The sequence below is a fragment of the Streptomyces sp. PsTaAH-137 genome, from assembly GCF_003259365.1.
Lineage (GTDB): Bacteria > Actinomycetota > Actinomycetes > Streptomycetales > Streptomycetaceae > Streptomyces.
Window position 1 is genome coordinate 275,661 of sequence record NZ_QLLY01000007.1, and the last position, 13,897, is coordinate 289,557.

Here is a 13,897-nt window from a genome sequence, read left to right on the forward strand (position 1 = left end):
CCGCTCCACCCCACTTCGCACCGCTCTTCACCGCTCTACACCGCTCTACACCGTGAGATTGGAGGCACGGGCAGCCCTCCGGACCGCCGGAAGGGCCGTCCCGACCCCGCCATGCAGACCACTGACACCAGCCTGACCTGGCTCCTGGAGAACCTGCTCGAGCGCACGCCCGGCACCCGGTACGCCCTCGTCCTGTCCCGCGACGGTCTGAAGCTGTGCTGGAGCGAGCATCTGACGCTCGACCAGGCCGACCAGCTCGCGGCGATCTGCTCCGGGATCCAGGCGCTCGCCCAGGGCGCGTCCGTGGAGTTCGGCAACGGCAGCGGCGGCGTACGGCACTCGATGACCGAGTTCCACGGCGGGCTGCTCTTCATCGTGGACGCGGGCGAGGGCGCGCACCTCGCGGTCGTCGCCGACGAGGAGGCCGACCCGGGCGTCGTGGGCCACCAGATGTCGGAGCTGGTCGAGCAGATCGGGGAGCATCTGCGGGCCGCTCCGCGCCAGGCCGGCGCGGGAGGCGGAGTCCAGTGACGCGGCGGCCGGTGGACACCGGTGCCCCGGACCGTCTGTACACGGTCACCGGGGGCCGCAGCCGCGCCGACGACGCCTCCTTCGACCTGGTCACCCTGGTGGTGAGCGAGTGCGAACCGGCCTCCGGAATGCAGTCCGAGCACGTCCGCATCCTCGAACTGTGCCGGAGGCCCACGGCCGTCGTGGAGGTCGCCGCCGAGCTGAAGCTGCCGATCACCGTCGTCCGGATCCTGCTCGGCGACCTCCAGGCGGGCGGCAAGATCACCGCCCGTCATCCGGGGGCCGCCGCGTCCGTCGCCGAACTCCCCGATTCCGCTCTTCTCAAGGAGGTGCTCCATGGGCTCCGCAACCTCTGAGCTGCCCGCACAGCGCACACCGCTCGGCGCCGGCGCGGACACCGGCCTCAAGATCGTCGTGGTCGGCGGGTTCGGGGTCGGCAAGACCACGCTGGTCCGCTCGGTCAGCGAGATCCGCCCGCTGAACACCGAAGAGGTGATGACGCAGGCGGGCGTCGGCGTCGACGAGACCTCGGCGGTGGCCTCCAAGACGACGACCACCGTCGCCTTCGACTTCGGCCGGATCAGCCTCAACGACCACATGGTGCTCTACCTGTTCGGCGCCCCCGGCCAGGAGCGGTTCTGGTTCCTGTGGGACCGGCTGTTCTCCGGGACGCTGGGCGCGGTCGTGCTCGTCGACACCCGGCGCATGGACGACTCGTGGTACGCGATCGACCGCCTGGAGCACCACGGCACCCCGTTCGTGGTGGCGGTCAACCGGTTCGACGACGAGCCGGTGCGGCACTCCCTGGACGAGATCCGCCAGGCTCTCGCGCTGCCCGCGCACATCCCGATGGTCGACTGCGACGCACGGGTCAGGTCGTCCGGCAAGGACGTGCTGATCACCCTCGTCGACCACCTCTACGCCATCGCCATGGCCCAGGAGACGACACCGTGACGGAAACGACGCCCCCCGCCGTATCGGCCTGCCCCGCGCACGCGGGCGCCGTCCCGCTCAGCGGCCTGCAGTACCAGCAGACACCGTCGCAGCTGTACCGCGCGCTGCGCTCGGAGCACGGCCCGGTGGCGCCCGTGCTGCTCGACGGGGACGTGCCCGCGTGGCTCGTGCTCGGCTATGCCGAACTCGGCTATGTCACGTCGCACGACGAGCTGTTCGCGCGGGACTCGCGCCGCTGGAACCAGTGGGAGCACATCCCGGCCGACTGGCCGCTCATGCCCTTCGTCGGGTACCAGCCGTCGGTGCTGTTCACCGAGGGCGACGAGCACCGGCGGCGCGCCGGGGTGATCACGCACGCCCTGGAGCAGGTCGACCAGTTCGAACTGGCCCGGGACTGCGCCCAGATCGCCGACCGGCTGATCACCGCGTTCGCGGGCAGCGGGCAGGCCGAGCTGATGTCCGCGTACGCGCACGCGCTGCCGATGCGCGCCGCGGTGCAGATGTGCGGGATGCCGGAGCTCGCCGACGAGACCCAGGACCTGGTCGACGATCTGCGGATCTCCCTGGACGCCAACGAGGGCGACGACCCGGTGGCGGCGTACGTCCGTGTCGGTGAGCGCATCGCGCGCCTGGTGCGGGAGAAGCGGGAGCGGCCGGGCGCCGATGTGACGTCCCGGATGATCCTGGACCCGGCGGGGCTGACCGACGAGGAGATCGTCCAGGACCTGATCTCGGTGATCGCGGCGGCCCAGCAGCCGACGGCGAACTGGATCTGCAACACGCTGCGGCTGCTCCTCACCGACGAGCGCTTCGCGATCAACGTCTCCGGCGGCAGGCTGAGCGTCGGCGAGGCGCTGAACGAGGTGCTGTGGCTGGACACCCCGACGCAGAACTTCATCGGCCGCTGGGCGGTGCGCGACACCCAGCTCGGCGGCCGCCAGATCCGCGCGGGCGACTGTGTGGTGCTTGGGCTCGCCGCCGCGAACTCGGACCCGCAGATCTGGCCGGAGGGCCACGTCGGCGCGGAGAACGCGGCGCACCTGTCGTTCAGCAACGGCGAGCACCGCTGCCCCTACCCCGCGCCGCTGCTCGCCGACGTCATCGCGCGCACCGCAGTGGAGACTCTCCTGGACAAGCTGCCGGACCTGGTCCTGGCGGTGGAGCCCGCCGATCTGTCCTGGCGGCCGTCGATCTGGATGCGGGGGCTGACCGCGCTGCCGGTGAGTTTCACACCGGTCGTCCAGTAGTCCTCCAGTGGGCCGCCCCTCGGCCGTCAGTACTCGGTGCGCATGGCGGCCCGTACGTCGTCCAGGGTCTGTTCGGCCACGGCGTTGGCGGTCTCGTTCCCGGCCCGCAGCACGTCCCTGACCAGCTGCGGGTCCCGGGCACAGTCGGCGCGGCGGGCCCGGATCGGCGCCAGGCGGGTGTTCACCGCCTCGGTGGCGCGGCGCTTGAGCGCCGCCCCTCCCCCGTCCCCCAGCTCCTCGGCGACCCGGTGCGGGTCGGTGCCCTCGCAGAGCGCGGTGAGCAGCACCAGGGAGGAGACCTCGGGGCGGGTCCCGGGCTCGTAGGTGATGCGGCGGTCGGCATCGGTCTTCGCGCCGCGCAGCAGCCGCGCGGTCTCGTCGGCGTCGGCGGACAGCGCGATGGCGTTGCCCCGGCTCTTGCTCATCTTGGTGCCGTCGGTGCCGAGCAGCAGCGGCGCGTCGGACAGCAGCGCCTCGGGGCGCGGGAAGAGTTCCGTGCCGTGGCCGTAGCGGTCGTTGAAGCGGCGGGCGACGGTACGGGTGATCTCCAGGTGGGGCAGCTGGTCCTGGCCGACGGGCACCAGGTTGGCCTTGACGGAGAGGATGTCGGCGGCCTGGTGGACGGGGTAGGTGAGCATGAGGCCGCTGACGGCCGACTGCCGGGAGTGGGCGATCTCGTCCTTCACGGTGGGGTTGCGGTTCAGCTCGGCGACGGAGACGAGGCTGAGGAACGGCAGCAGCAGCTGGTTGAGGGCGGGCACGGTGCTGTGCGTGAAGATCGTGGACCGGGCCGGGTCGATGCCGATGGCCAGGTAGTCGAGGACGAGATCGGCGACGTACTCCTTGAGGTTCTCGGCCACGTCGCGGTCGGTGAGGACCTGGTAGTCGGGGACGAGGACGAAGGTCTCGACGCCGAGATCCTGGAGTCTGACGCGGTTGTGGAGCGTGCCGAAGTAGTGGCCGAGGTGCAGCCGGCCGGTCGGCCGGTCGCCGGTGAGTACCCGGAAGCGTCCCGGGTCGCTGCGGACGAGCCGCTCCAGTTCGGCGCTGCGGGCCCGGGCCGCGGCGGTGCCGAGGACGTCGGTAACGGGGCGTTCGACGGTGGTGGTCATGGTCTCTCCCTGTGGTTCGACGGGTCGTGGTCGCCCTCGGGGCGGCCCGGCCTCCGTCGGCGGAGATCCGCGGGAGGAAAGCAAGAGGGGCCGTCCGGGGACGGCCCTTGTTCGTGCATGGCTGTGGCCGCCTCTAAGTGAGGCGCCACCAGTTCAGACACGTGGAACGAAGCATGTGTACGAGGCTAACACCCGGGCGGGGCCTCAGGGGGCGACCGGGGTGAACGTCACCGGCAGCGACTGCGGGCCGCGGGTGAACACGCCCTGCTCCACGGGGTCGAATCCGTCGGCGAGGCGCACGTCGGGCATCGCGTCGAGCAGTTGGTTCACACCGATCTCGACCTCGGCCTTGGCCAGCAGGGCGCCGACGCAGAAGTGCCGGCCGAGCGCGAAGGCGAGGTGGTCGGCGGCGGCGGAGAACGCCGTGGTGGTGGTGAGGTCGTCGCGGAAGATGTCGAAGCGGTCGGGGTCGGCGTACCGGTCGCCGTCGCGGTTGGCCGCGCCGATGAGGCAGGTGACGGTGGCGCCCTTGGGGACGGTGCCGCCCGACAGCTCCACATCGGTGGCGGACTGCCGCATGATCATGTGGACCGGGGGCGTGTGCCGCAGCGTCTCCGCGAAGGCCCGGTCGATCAGCGAGCGGTCCTCCCGTACCGCGGCCAACTGCTCGGGGTTCACAAGGAGGTTGGCGAAGATGCTGGCGATCGCCTTGTCCGTGGTCTCGCCACCGGCCGCGAGGAGCAGGCTGCAGAACGCCTTGATGTCCTCGTCGCTCATCCGTACGCCGTCGACCTCGGCGGCGCACAGGGCGGAGAGCAGGTCGTCGCCCAGGTTCTCGCGGCGGGCCTGGATGATCGGGATCATGTACTCGGCGAACTCGACCCGGGTGCGCTCCCCCGCCGCCGTGACGTCCGCGTCCCCGGCGAGGTTGCCGAGGAAGGCGATGACGGCGGTGTACCAGCCGTGGAAGCGGGCGTGGTCGGCCTGGTCGAGGCCGAGCATGTCGGCGATGACGTTGACCGGGAAGCGGGTGGCGTAGTCGCCGACGATGTCGGCGGAGCCGGTGGCGCGGAACCGGTCGATCAGGGCACGGGAGTTGCGCTCGATGACCGGCAGGAACTTCTCCTGGAGGTCGCTGCCGCGGAAGGCCGGGGCGACCAGGGCGCGGCGCACGGCGTGCTCCCGGCCGCTGAGCTGGAGGATGGTCTTGCCGTGGACGGGCTCCAGCTGCCAGTCGTAGTTGTCGGTGGTGAACTGGCCCGCCTTGTCCTTGAAGACGCGCTCCACGTCGGTGTAGCGCGAGACGATCCAGCTCTGCGTCGCCTCGTGCCAGAGGAGCGGCGCCGACTCGCGCAGCACGCGGTAGGCGGGGTAGGGGTCGGCGGCGAACTCCGGCGACAGTATGTCGGGGATCTGCGCGGTGGACATGGCGCTCCCTGAGGTGGGATGTACGGACGGTTCACCTCAGGCTATTGATCACCCTTGACCCGGAACAGCCCTCTCCACGCCGACAGTTGAATGATGAACGCATACCGTGGCCGGAAACCGACCACGGTATGCGGCTCGCGTCAGCCGTTCGGGAGGATCACCGCACGGCCGTTGATCTTGCCGTCGTGCAGTCGCTCGTACGCCAGGGGCGCGTCGTCGAGAGAGTACGTCTCGGTGTGCACGGAGACGGCTCCGGCCCGGGCCAGGTCGAGCACCTCGATGAGCTCACCGCGGCTGCCCCAGTAGGGCGCGGTGACGCTGACCTCGAAGTTGGTCGCGCCGAAGCCGACGGGGAGCAGGCCGCCGCCGATGCCGACGAGGGTCACGTCGCCCTCGATGGCGGCGACCGCGCCGGCGGTCTCGACGGTGGGCTGGACGCCGACGAAGTCGAAGACCGCCTCGGCGCCGCGCCCGCCGGTCAGCTCGCGCACCTTCGCGGCGGCGTCCTTGTCCGAAAGAATCGCCTCGTGGGCGCCGACGGTCCGGGCGAGGGCGAGCTTGTCCTCGGTGACGTCGAGGGCGATCACGCGGGCGGCGGTCATGGCGCGCAGCAGCTGGATGGCCACGTGGCCGAGCCCGCCGGTGCCGATGACGACGGCGGTGGAGCCGGGGACCAGCTTGGGCAGCGAGCGCTTGATCGCGTGGTATGGGGTGAGACCGGCGTCGGTGAGCGGCACGGTGGCGACGGGGTCGAGGCCGTCGATCGGCACGAGGTGGCGCGGGTCGTCGACGATCATGTACTCGGCCATCGAGCCGGGGGCGCCGAGTCCGGGCGGGCGGATCCCCAGCTCGTCGGCGCGCAGGCAGTAGTTCTCCTTGCCCTGGGCGCAGTTGGCACAGGTGCCGCAGCCCCACGGGCCGTAGACGGCGACGGAGTCGCCCTCCTTCAGGCCGGTCGCGTCCGCGCCCGCGCCGAGCGCGGCGACGGTGCCGACGCCCTCATGGCCGAGGGTCAGCGGAAGCTCGTAGGGGAATCCCTCGGCGGGCCAGCTCATCACCGCGATGTCGGAGTGGCAGACGCCGGCCGCGGTCACCTTCAGGAGGACCTGACCGGGACCCGGCTCGGGGTCCGGGACGGTGACGACCTCGGGTGCCGCTCCGACGGTCCGGTACTGAAGTGCCTTCATGACTCGACTCCTTCGTCGCTCTCGCTCGCCCCCGCCCTTCCACAGTAACCCCCTCGCGTCCCAATGGGACATGTGTCCCAATGAGACATGCGACACGACAAAAAAAGGACCCCGACCGTACGGGGGAGAACGGTCGGGGCCTTGGTTCAAAGTTTAACAGCGAACCAACCGTGCTCCACCCACCTCGGCGGTTTCCGGCGGGTGAGATGGGACACACCCACTCAACTGCCGCACATGCCGCGCACTGAATCTACCCATAAAGTGACAAAACTAGAAATCACGGCAGCCGTCACGGGAGTCTCAGTGGTCGAGTCGCAGTCCGTCCTCACCCCGCCGGCGAAGGCCGCACTGTTCCTCGTGGCCACTGTCGCGCCCGGCGGCGAGAGCGTGGTGCGCGACGCCCTGGAGGATCTGTCCGGGCTGCTGCGCTCGGTCGCCTTCCGCTCCCCCGACGACGGCCTCACCTGCGTCGCCGGGATCGGCTCGACCGCGTGGGACCGGCTCTTCACCGGTCCACGGCCGCGCGAGCTGCACCCCTTCCAGGCCCTGGCCGGACCGCGCCATCTGGCCCCGGCCACCCCCGGCGATCTGCTGTTCCACCTCCGCGCCCGCCGGATGGACCTCTGCTTCGAGCTGGCCCGTCTGCTCGTCGACCGGCTCGGCTCCGCCGTGACCGTCGTCGACGAGGTGCACGGCTTCAAGTACTTCGACGAGCGCGACCTGCTGGGCTTCGTCGACGGCAGCGAGAACCCCGTCGGCGGGGCGGCCGCCGACGCGGTGTACGTGGGCGACGAGGACCCGGACTTCCGCGGTTCCAGCTATGTCGTCGTGCAGAAGTACGTGCACGACATGGCGGCCTGGGAGGCGCTGCCCTCCGACGAGCAGGAGCGGGTCATCGGCCGCACCAAGACCGCGAACGTCGAGCTGGCCGACGACGTCAAGCCCGCGAACTCGCACGTCGCGCTGAACACGATCGTCGACGAGGACGGCACCGAGCGGCAGATCCTGCGCGAGAACATGCCGTTCGGCAGCCTCGGCCGGGGCGAGTTCGGCACGTACTTCATCGGCTACGCGCGCACCCCGGACGTCACCGAGCGGATGCTGCGCAACATGTTCCTCGGCGATCCGCCCGGCAACCACGACCGCATCCTCGACTTCTCGACGGCCGTGACGGGGTGTCTCTTCCACGTGCCGAGCGCCGACTTCCTCGACGACCTGCCCGACCCACCGCCCACGGCGGCCGACCTCGTCGGCGGCTCGCTGGGCATCGGCAGCCTCAAAGGAGCCTGAGCATCATGAGCACCCCCACTCCCAGCACCAATCTGCACCGTGAGCTCGCGCCGATCACGCCCGCCGCGTGGGCGGAGATCGAGGAGGAGGCGCGCCGCACGTTCCGGCGCCATGTGGCGGGCCGCCGCGTCGTGGACGTCACCGGCCCCGACGGGCCGGAGCTCGCGGCCGTCGGCACCGGCCACCTCACGGAGATCGCGCCGCCCGCGCCGGGTGTCACCGCGCGGCTGCGCGGGTCCCGGCCGCTGGTCGAGCTGCGGGTCCCGTTCGTCGTGAGCCGGGACGCGGTCGACGACGTGGAGCGCGGGTCCCTCGACTCCGACTGGCAGCCGGTCAAGGACGCGGCGCGGTCCATGGCGTTCGCCGAGGACCGGGCGATCTTCGACGGGTACGGGGCCGCGGGCATCGCCGGACTGCGGGAGCGGAGCTCGAACCCGGTGCTGAGCCTGCCGGCCGAGCCGCGCGACTACCCGGACACCATCAGCCGCGCCCTCACCGCGCTGCGCCTGGCGGGCGTCGACGGTCCGTACGCGCTGCTGCTGGGCGCCGACGCGTACACGGCCGTCAGCGAGACCTCCGACCACGGCTACCCCGTCGCCAACCACCTGAGCCGGATCCTCGACGGTGAGCTGATCTGGGCCCCGGCCCTGGACGGCGCGTTCGTGATCTCCACGCGCGGCGGCGACTTCGAGCTGCGGCTCGGCCAGGACCTGGCGATCGGCTACACGGCGCACGACACGAGCGGCATCGAGCTGTACTTCCACCAGACGCTGACCTTCCTTCCGTACACCGACGAGGCCGTGGTCGCGCTGAACGCCTGAGGGGACGCGTTTCCGGTGCCCGCGGACGGCACGATTCAGGTCGCCTCCGCGCCGTGATCCGGCCACCCGAGGGGCCGAATCGCGCGCCCCGCGTCCCTCCCGCACCGCCGCCCGGGCCGAGTCCGCGCCTCCTCCCCCGGCCGGCGGCGAAAGACCCCGGCCAGTTACCCCGTGCGTACGAACTGGCCGGTCTTCGCGTCGACCTGATCGGTGGCATGGGCATCCAATGACGAGGGAGCGCGGAACGGCCAGCTCCGCGCGCACGACCGAGCACTGCGAGGCGATCCGATCCATGACGGAATCCACGACGGAACCGGCCCGCCAGGCCCCCCACACACCGCACACTTCCAGCTCATCGACCGGCCCGATCCCCTTCCCGCAGGACCGCGGCTGCCCCTACCACCCGCCTGCCGCCTACGCGCCCCTGCGCGACGAGGGCCCCCTCAGCCAGGTCACCTTCTACGACGGCAGCACCGTCTGGGCCGTCACCGGGCACACCCTGGCCCGGGAACTGCTCGCCGACCCCCGGCTGTCGAGCGACCGCGAACGGCCCGGCTTCCCGGCGCCCACCGAACGGTTCGCGAAGGCCGGCTCGCGGCGCGTGGCGCTGCTCGGCGTCGACGATCCCGAACACAACGCCCAGCGCCGGATGCTGATCCCGAGCTTCTCGCTCAAACGGATCACCGGACTGCGCCCCGGCATCCAGCAGACCGTGGACCGGCTGCTCGACGCGATGGAACGACAGGGACCGCCCGCCGACCTCGTCAGCGCGTTCGCCCTGCCCGTGCCGTCGATGGTGATCTGCGCGCTGCTCGGAGTGCCGTACGCGGACCACGAGTTCTTCGAGGAGCGGTCACGGCGGCTGCTGCGCGGCCCGGCCCCCTCCGACGTACAGCGGGCCAGGGAAGAGCTGGAGGACTACCTCGGCGATCTGATCGACCGCAAGCGCGCCGATCCCGGCGACGGGCTCCTCGACGAACTCATCCACCGGGACGGACCGGACGGGCCGCCGGACCGCGAGCAGTTGATCGCGTACGCCGTCATCCTGCTCGTCGCCGGGCACGAGACGACCGCGAACATGATCTCGCTCGGCACCTTCACGCTGCTGCGCCACCCCGAGCAACTGGCCGCACTGCGCGAGGGCCGCACCTCGACGACCGCCGCGGTGGAGGAACTGCTGCGCTATCTGTCCATCGCGGACGGCCTGCTGCGGATCGCGAAGGAGGACATGGACGTGGCCGGGTCGACCGTTCGGGCCGGTGAGGGCGTCGTGTTCTCCACGTCGCTGATCAACCGCGACGACGGGGCCTTCGCGGCGCCGGAGAGCCTCGACTGGGACCGCAGCGCGCGCCACCATCTGGCGTTCGGGTTCGGCATCCACCAGTGCCTGGGCCAGAACCTCGCGCGCGCCGAGCTGGAGATCGCCCTCGACGGTCTCCTGAACCGGTTCCCCGCGCTGCGGCTCGCGGCCCCCGCCGAGGACATCCCGTTCAAGCCCGGGGACACCATCCAGGGCATGCTCGAACTGCCGGTCGCGTGGTGAGCGCCGTGCGGGTCGAGGTCGACAAGGACCGGTGCGTGGGCGCGGGCATGTGCGCGCTGACCGCGCCGGACGTGTTCACGCAGGACGACGACGGACTCAGCGAGGTGCTCCCCGGTCACGCCACGGCGGCCGGGGAGCATCCCCTGCTGAAGGAGGCGGTGCGGGCCTGTCCGGTCGGCGCGGTGGCGCTGACCGACGAGGAGAACACCTAGGGCGCACGTCAGCCGTGCGGCACCACCGCGACCGGGCACGGCGCGTGGTGCAGCACGGCGTGCGCGACGGACCCGATGCGGGCGCCGACGGCGGTGCGCCGGGCCCTGCGTCCGACGACCAGGAGCTGGGCCCCGGAGGCCACCGACAGGAGCACCTGGCCCGCGCTGCCGATCTCGACGTGCTCGACGACCGGCACGTCCGGGAAGCGCTCCCGCCAGGGGGCGAGGGCGGCGCCCAGGGCCTTCTTCTCGTACGGCTCGATGCCTCCGGACTCGTCGAGGAGCTGGAGCGAGGCCGGGCTGTAGGCGAACACCGGCGGCAGGCTCCAGGCGCGCACCGCCCGTACCGTCGCGCCGCGGGCGGCCGCGGTGCGGAAGGCGAACTCCAGGGCGGCGGCGCTGTCCTCGGCGTCGCCCTCCTGGCCGACGACGACCTCGCGTCCGGCCGCCTCCCCGCTCGCCTCGTCGCCCGCCCTGACCAGGACCACGGGCCGCTCCGTCGTGGCGACGACCTGCTGGCCGACGGAGCCGAGCAGGAATCCGACGAGGGTGCCGTAGCCGCGCGAGCCGAGCACGAGGAGTTCCGCGTCGCGCGCGGCGCCCGTCAGCGCAGCGGGGGCGCCGTCGTCGAGAACGTCGATGGTGACGGAGAGACCCGGGTGGCGCTCGGCGATCTCCTGCTCGGCGTCCTCCAGCAGGTCGTGCGCCCACTGCACGCGCGCGGCCTCGTCGGCGGCGAGCGCGAGGCTCTCCGGCACGGCCTCGCTGACATGCACCAGACGCAGCGGAAGTTCGCGCCGTACCGCCTCGCGTGCCGCCCAGGCGGCCGCCGCCGCGCTCTCGGGTGATCCGTCCACTCCCGCGGTGATCGGCCGGGCCATGGGACCGCCTCCCTCATCCGTGCACTGCACTGTCGGTTGTCGCCCGTTCCGCACCGCCGCGGACGGGCCGCTGTCGTCGATCTTGCCCTACTGCCGGGTTTGTCCCCACCGCAGTCTCGCCGACGCGGCGGTCCGGCGCCGTCGAAGTGACGCAAGTGGCCTGCTTTCACCGGGTGTTCATCTGCGATCCGTCCCGCCCCGTTCCCCGGGACGGCGCGGCGATCTACGCTCGGCGGCGCTCCGAGCCCCACCGACGAAAGGCCGACTCCGTGCCCGACAGATCCGCGGCGCCCGCGCGCCGCCTCGCCGTGCTCGGTCTGGCGACCGCCCTCGCCCTGACCGTGCCCGGCCCGCTCGCCTCGGCCGCCGCGCCGCAGGACCGCCCCACCGCCTCCGTCGACCCGCTGATCGGCTCGGCGAACGGCGGCAACACCTATCCCGGGGCCACCCGCCCGTACGGCATGATCGCCTGGTCCCCGACCAGCACCACCGGCGACCAGACCAACACCGGTGCGGCGAACGGCTACGCGTACAACACCACCCGGATCCGGGGCCTCAGCCTCACGCACGTCAACGGCGCGGGCTGTCATCCGGGCGCCGCGGGCGACGTGCCGATCATGCCGTTCGTCGGCGACGTCACCTCGTCCCCCTCGGCCGACACGAAGGACGCGGTGTACGCGTCCGACTTCTCGCACACCGACGAGCGCGCGGTGCCCGGCCGTTACACGCTCGGCCTCGCCTCGGGCGCGAAGGCCGACCTCGCGGTGAGCCGCCGCGCGGGCGTCGCCGACTTCGCCTTCCCCTCCGACAAGGCCGCCTCGCTGCTGTTCCGCACCTCCAACTCGCTCAACGGCAGCGAGGACGCACACGTCGAGATCGACCGGGCGCACCGCAAGGTCACCGGCTGGGTGCTGACCGGCGCGTTCTGCGGGCGCCGGGCCAACGGCGGCACCAACAACCGCAAGAGCTACTACAAGCTCTACTTCAGCGCCTCCTTCGACCGGGCCTTCGCCTCGTACGGAACCTGGAAGGACGCCACCGTCTCCCCCGGGTCCACCAGCGCGGACGGCGGCGAGGGCTACGCGACCGGCGCGGACCGCGCGGGCCGCGGCTCCGGCGGCTGGGTCGGTTTCGACACGGCGTCTGACAACGATGTCCACATGCGGCTCGGGATCTCGTACGTGTCCCTGAAGGGCGCCGAGACCAACCTGCGCGAGGAGATCGCGCCGCGGGCGAGCGTCGACGCGGTGGCGGCCGAGGCGCGCGGCGACTGGGACCGTGAGCTGGGTGCGGTGCGCATCTCCGGCGGGAGCCAGGCGCAGCGCACCTCGTTCTACACGGCGCTCTACCACTCCCTGATGCAGCCCAACATCGTCAGCGACACCGACGGCCGCTATCCCGGCATGGACGGCGCCCCGCACCGCCTCGCGCGCGGGCAGAGCGCGCAGTACAGCAACTTCTCGGGCTGGGACCAGTACCGCGCGCAGATCCAGCTGCTCGCGCTGCTCAAGCCGAAGGTGGCCGGGGACTTCGCGCAGTCGCTGTACAACTTCGCGCGGCAGAACGACGGCGTGTGGGACCGCTGGGTGCACATCAACGGCGCCACGCACGTGATGACCGGCGATCCGTCCGCCGCCACGCTGGCCACCTTCTACGCGATGGGCGTACGGAACTTCGACTACGAGGGCGCCTTCGAGTCGCTGGCGCGGCAGGCGACCGAGCCGCGCGACGCGGGTCTCTCGGACGCCGGCTGCCCCGGGCAGTGCGAGGGCCAGCGCCCGAACCTGGCGCAGTACCTGACCTCGCACTACGCGCCGCAGGACGTGTGCCACTGCTGGGGCGGGGCAGCCGAGACGCTGGAGGACTCGGTCGCGGACGCCGCGCTCGGCTCGTGGGCGAAGCTGCTCGGCCGGGAGAAGGAGGCCGCGTACTTCACCGAACGCGGGACCTGGTGGCGCAATGTGTTCAACCCGGAGACCGGTTACATCCAGGCGCGCAAGGCCGACGGGTCGTGGGTGACCCCGTTCAGCCCCGGCAGCGACCTGGGGTTCGCGCAGGGCACGAGCGCCACGTACACCTGGATGGTGCCGCAGGACGTGCAGGGCCTCGCGGACGCGATGGGCGGCCGGGAGACCGCCGCGAGCCGCCTCGACGGGTTCTTCCACAAGGCGGACGGCTCCTGGTCGGTGAAGGGCGGCGACGCGCTGCGCTACGACCCGACGAACGAGCCGGGCATCCACGCGCCGTGGCTCTACAACGCGCTCGGTCAGCCCTGGAAGACGCAGGCCACGGTCCGCGAGATCGTCGACACCGTGTACGGGACCGGGCCCACGGGCCTGCCCGGCAACGACGACCTCGGGACCATGTCCGCCTGGTACGTCTTCTCCGCGCTCGGCCTGTACCCGAAGGCGCCGGGCAGCGGTGACCTGCTGCTCGGCGCCCCGCTGTTCCCGCACGCGGTGGTGGACCGGCCGGGGCGTACGGACCTGGTGGTCGACGCCCCGGCGGCCGACGACGCGCACGCCTACGTCGCCGGGGTGCGGCTCGACGGCCGTGACCACGACCGGTCCTGGACGGACGCGGGCCTTCTGCGGACCGGTGGCACCCTGTCCTACCGGCTGACGGATCAGCCGGACACGCAGTGGGCCACCGATCCGGCGGGGCTGCCGCGCTGACGTGACGCCCGGGGAG

The 13,897-nt window shown here is 71.9% G+C and carries 13 protein-coding genes; 9 read left to right on the forward strand and 4 right to left on the reverse strand.

Annotated elements, in window-relative coordinates; all coding sequences use genetic code 11:
• Positions 1 to 111: 111 nt before the first annotated feature.
• Genes K377_RS18255 through K377_RS18270 form a run of 4 tightly spaced genes read left to right on the forward strand, consistent with a single transcriptional unit; the run spans position 112 to position 2,732 of the window.
• Positions 112 to 531, forward strand: coding sequence for a roadblock/LC7 domain-containing protein (locus K377_RS18255; RefSeq protein ID WP_111664447.1), 420 nt, complete (start codon positions 112 to 114; stop codon positions 529 to 531).
• Positions 528 to 887: a DUF742 domain-containing protein gene (locus K377_RS18260; RefSeq protein WP_111664448.1), complete on the forward strand. Its 360-nt coding sequence runs from the start codon at positions 528 to 530 to the stop codon at positions 885 to 887. Before K377_RS18255 ends, K377_RS18260 begins: the two co-directional genes overlap by 4 nt.
• Positions 868 to 1,485 carry an ATP/GTP-binding protein gene (locus tag K377_RS18265; protein ID WP_111664449.1) on the forward strand — a complete coding sequence of 206 codons (618 nt, stop codon included), beginning with the start codon at positions 868 to 870 and terminating at the stop codon, positions 1,483 to 1,485. Before K377_RS18260 ends, K377_RS18265 begins: the two co-directional genes overlap by 20 nt.
• Complete coding sequence (locus K377_RS18270) at positions 1,482 to 2,732, forward strand: cytochrome P450 (RefSeq protein WP_111664450.1); 1,251 nt, start codon at positions 1,482 to 1,484, stop codon at positions 2,730 to 2,732. Before K377_RS18265 ends, K377_RS18270 begins: the two co-directional genes overlap by 4 nt.
• Positions 2,733 to 2,758: 26 nt before the next feature.
• On the opposite strand, the gene trpS is transcribed toward K377_RS18270, so the two are convergent.
• The 3 genes from trpS to K377_RS18285 form a co-directional block, all read right to left on the reverse strand.
• On the reverse strand, positions 2,759 to 3,844 hold the full coding sequence (gene trpS, locus K377_RS18275) for a tryptophan--tRNA ligase (RefSeq protein ID WP_111664451.1): 1,086 nt from the start codon (positions 3,842 to 3,844) through the stop codon (positions 2,759 to 2,761).
• A gap of 204 nt (positions 3,845 to 4,048) precedes the next feature.
• Positions 4,049 to 5,272, reverse strand: coding sequence for a cytochrome P450 (locus K377_RS18280; protein ID WP_111664452.1), 1,224 nt, complete (start codon positions 5,270 to 5,272; stop codon positions 4,049 to 4,051).
• Between the two features lie 140 nt (positions 5,273 to 5,412).
• Positions 5,413 to 6,459 (reverse strand): NAD(P)-dependent alcohol dehydrogenase, encoded by a 1,047-nt coding sequence (locus K377_RS18285; RefSeq protein WP_111664453.1) that lies wholly within the window; start codon positions 6,457 to 6,459, stop codon positions 5,413 to 5,415.
• Positions 6,460 to 6,762: 303 nt separating this feature from the next.
• Here K377_RS18285 and K377_RS18290 point away from each other — a divergent pair, with 303 nt between their 5' ends.
• From K377_RS18290 to K377_RS18305, 4 genes are all read left to right on the forward strand, one after another.
• On the forward strand, positions 6,763 to 7,749 hold the full coding sequence (locus K377_RS18290) for a Dyp-type peroxidase (RefSeq protein ID WP_111664454.1): 987 nt from the start codon (positions 6,763 to 6,765) through the stop codon (positions 7,747 to 7,749).
• A 5-nt stretch (positions 7,750 to 7,754) separates the two neighbouring features.
• Entirely contained in the window at positions 7,755 to 8,570 is an 816-nt protein-coding gene (locus K377_RS18295) for a family 1 encapsulin nanocompartment shell protein (RefSeq protein ID WP_111664455.1), read from the forward strand.
• Between the two features lie 292 nt (positions 8,571 to 8,862).
• Positions 8,863 to 10,113: a cytochrome P450 gene (locus K377_RS18300; RefSeq protein WP_111664579.1), complete on the forward strand. Its 1,251-nt coding sequence runs from the start codon at positions 8,863 to 8,865 to the stop codon at positions 10,111 to 10,113.
• Positions 10,114 to 10,118: 5 nt separating this feature from the next.
• The gene (locus K377_RS18305) at positions 10,119 to 10,325 is read left to right on the forward strand and encodes a ferredoxin (RefSeq protein ID WP_111664578.1); all 207 of its coding nucleotides are present in this window, start codon (positions 10,119 to 10,121) and stop codon (positions 10,323 to 10,325) included.
• An 8-nt stretch (positions 10,326 to 10,333) separates the two neighbouring features.
• Here the strand turns inward: K377_RS18305 and K377_RS18310 are convergent, their stop codons facing one another.
• Positions 10,334 to 11,206: a universal stress protein gene (locus K377_RS18310; RefSeq protein ID WP_111664456.1), complete on the reverse strand. Its 873-nt coding sequence runs from the start codon at positions 11,204 to 11,206 to the stop codon at positions 10,334 to 10,336.
• 269 nt (positions 11,207 to 11,475) lie between these two features.
• Between K377_RS18310 and K377_RS18315 the strand changes: the two genes are divergently transcribed.
• A complete protein-coding gene (locus K377_RS18315) occupies positions 11,476 to 13,881 on the forward strand; it encodes a GH92 family glycosyl hydrolase (protein ID WP_111664457.1) in 2,406 nt (801 codons plus the stop codon).
• Positions 13,882 to 13,897 lie beyond the last annotated feature (16 nt).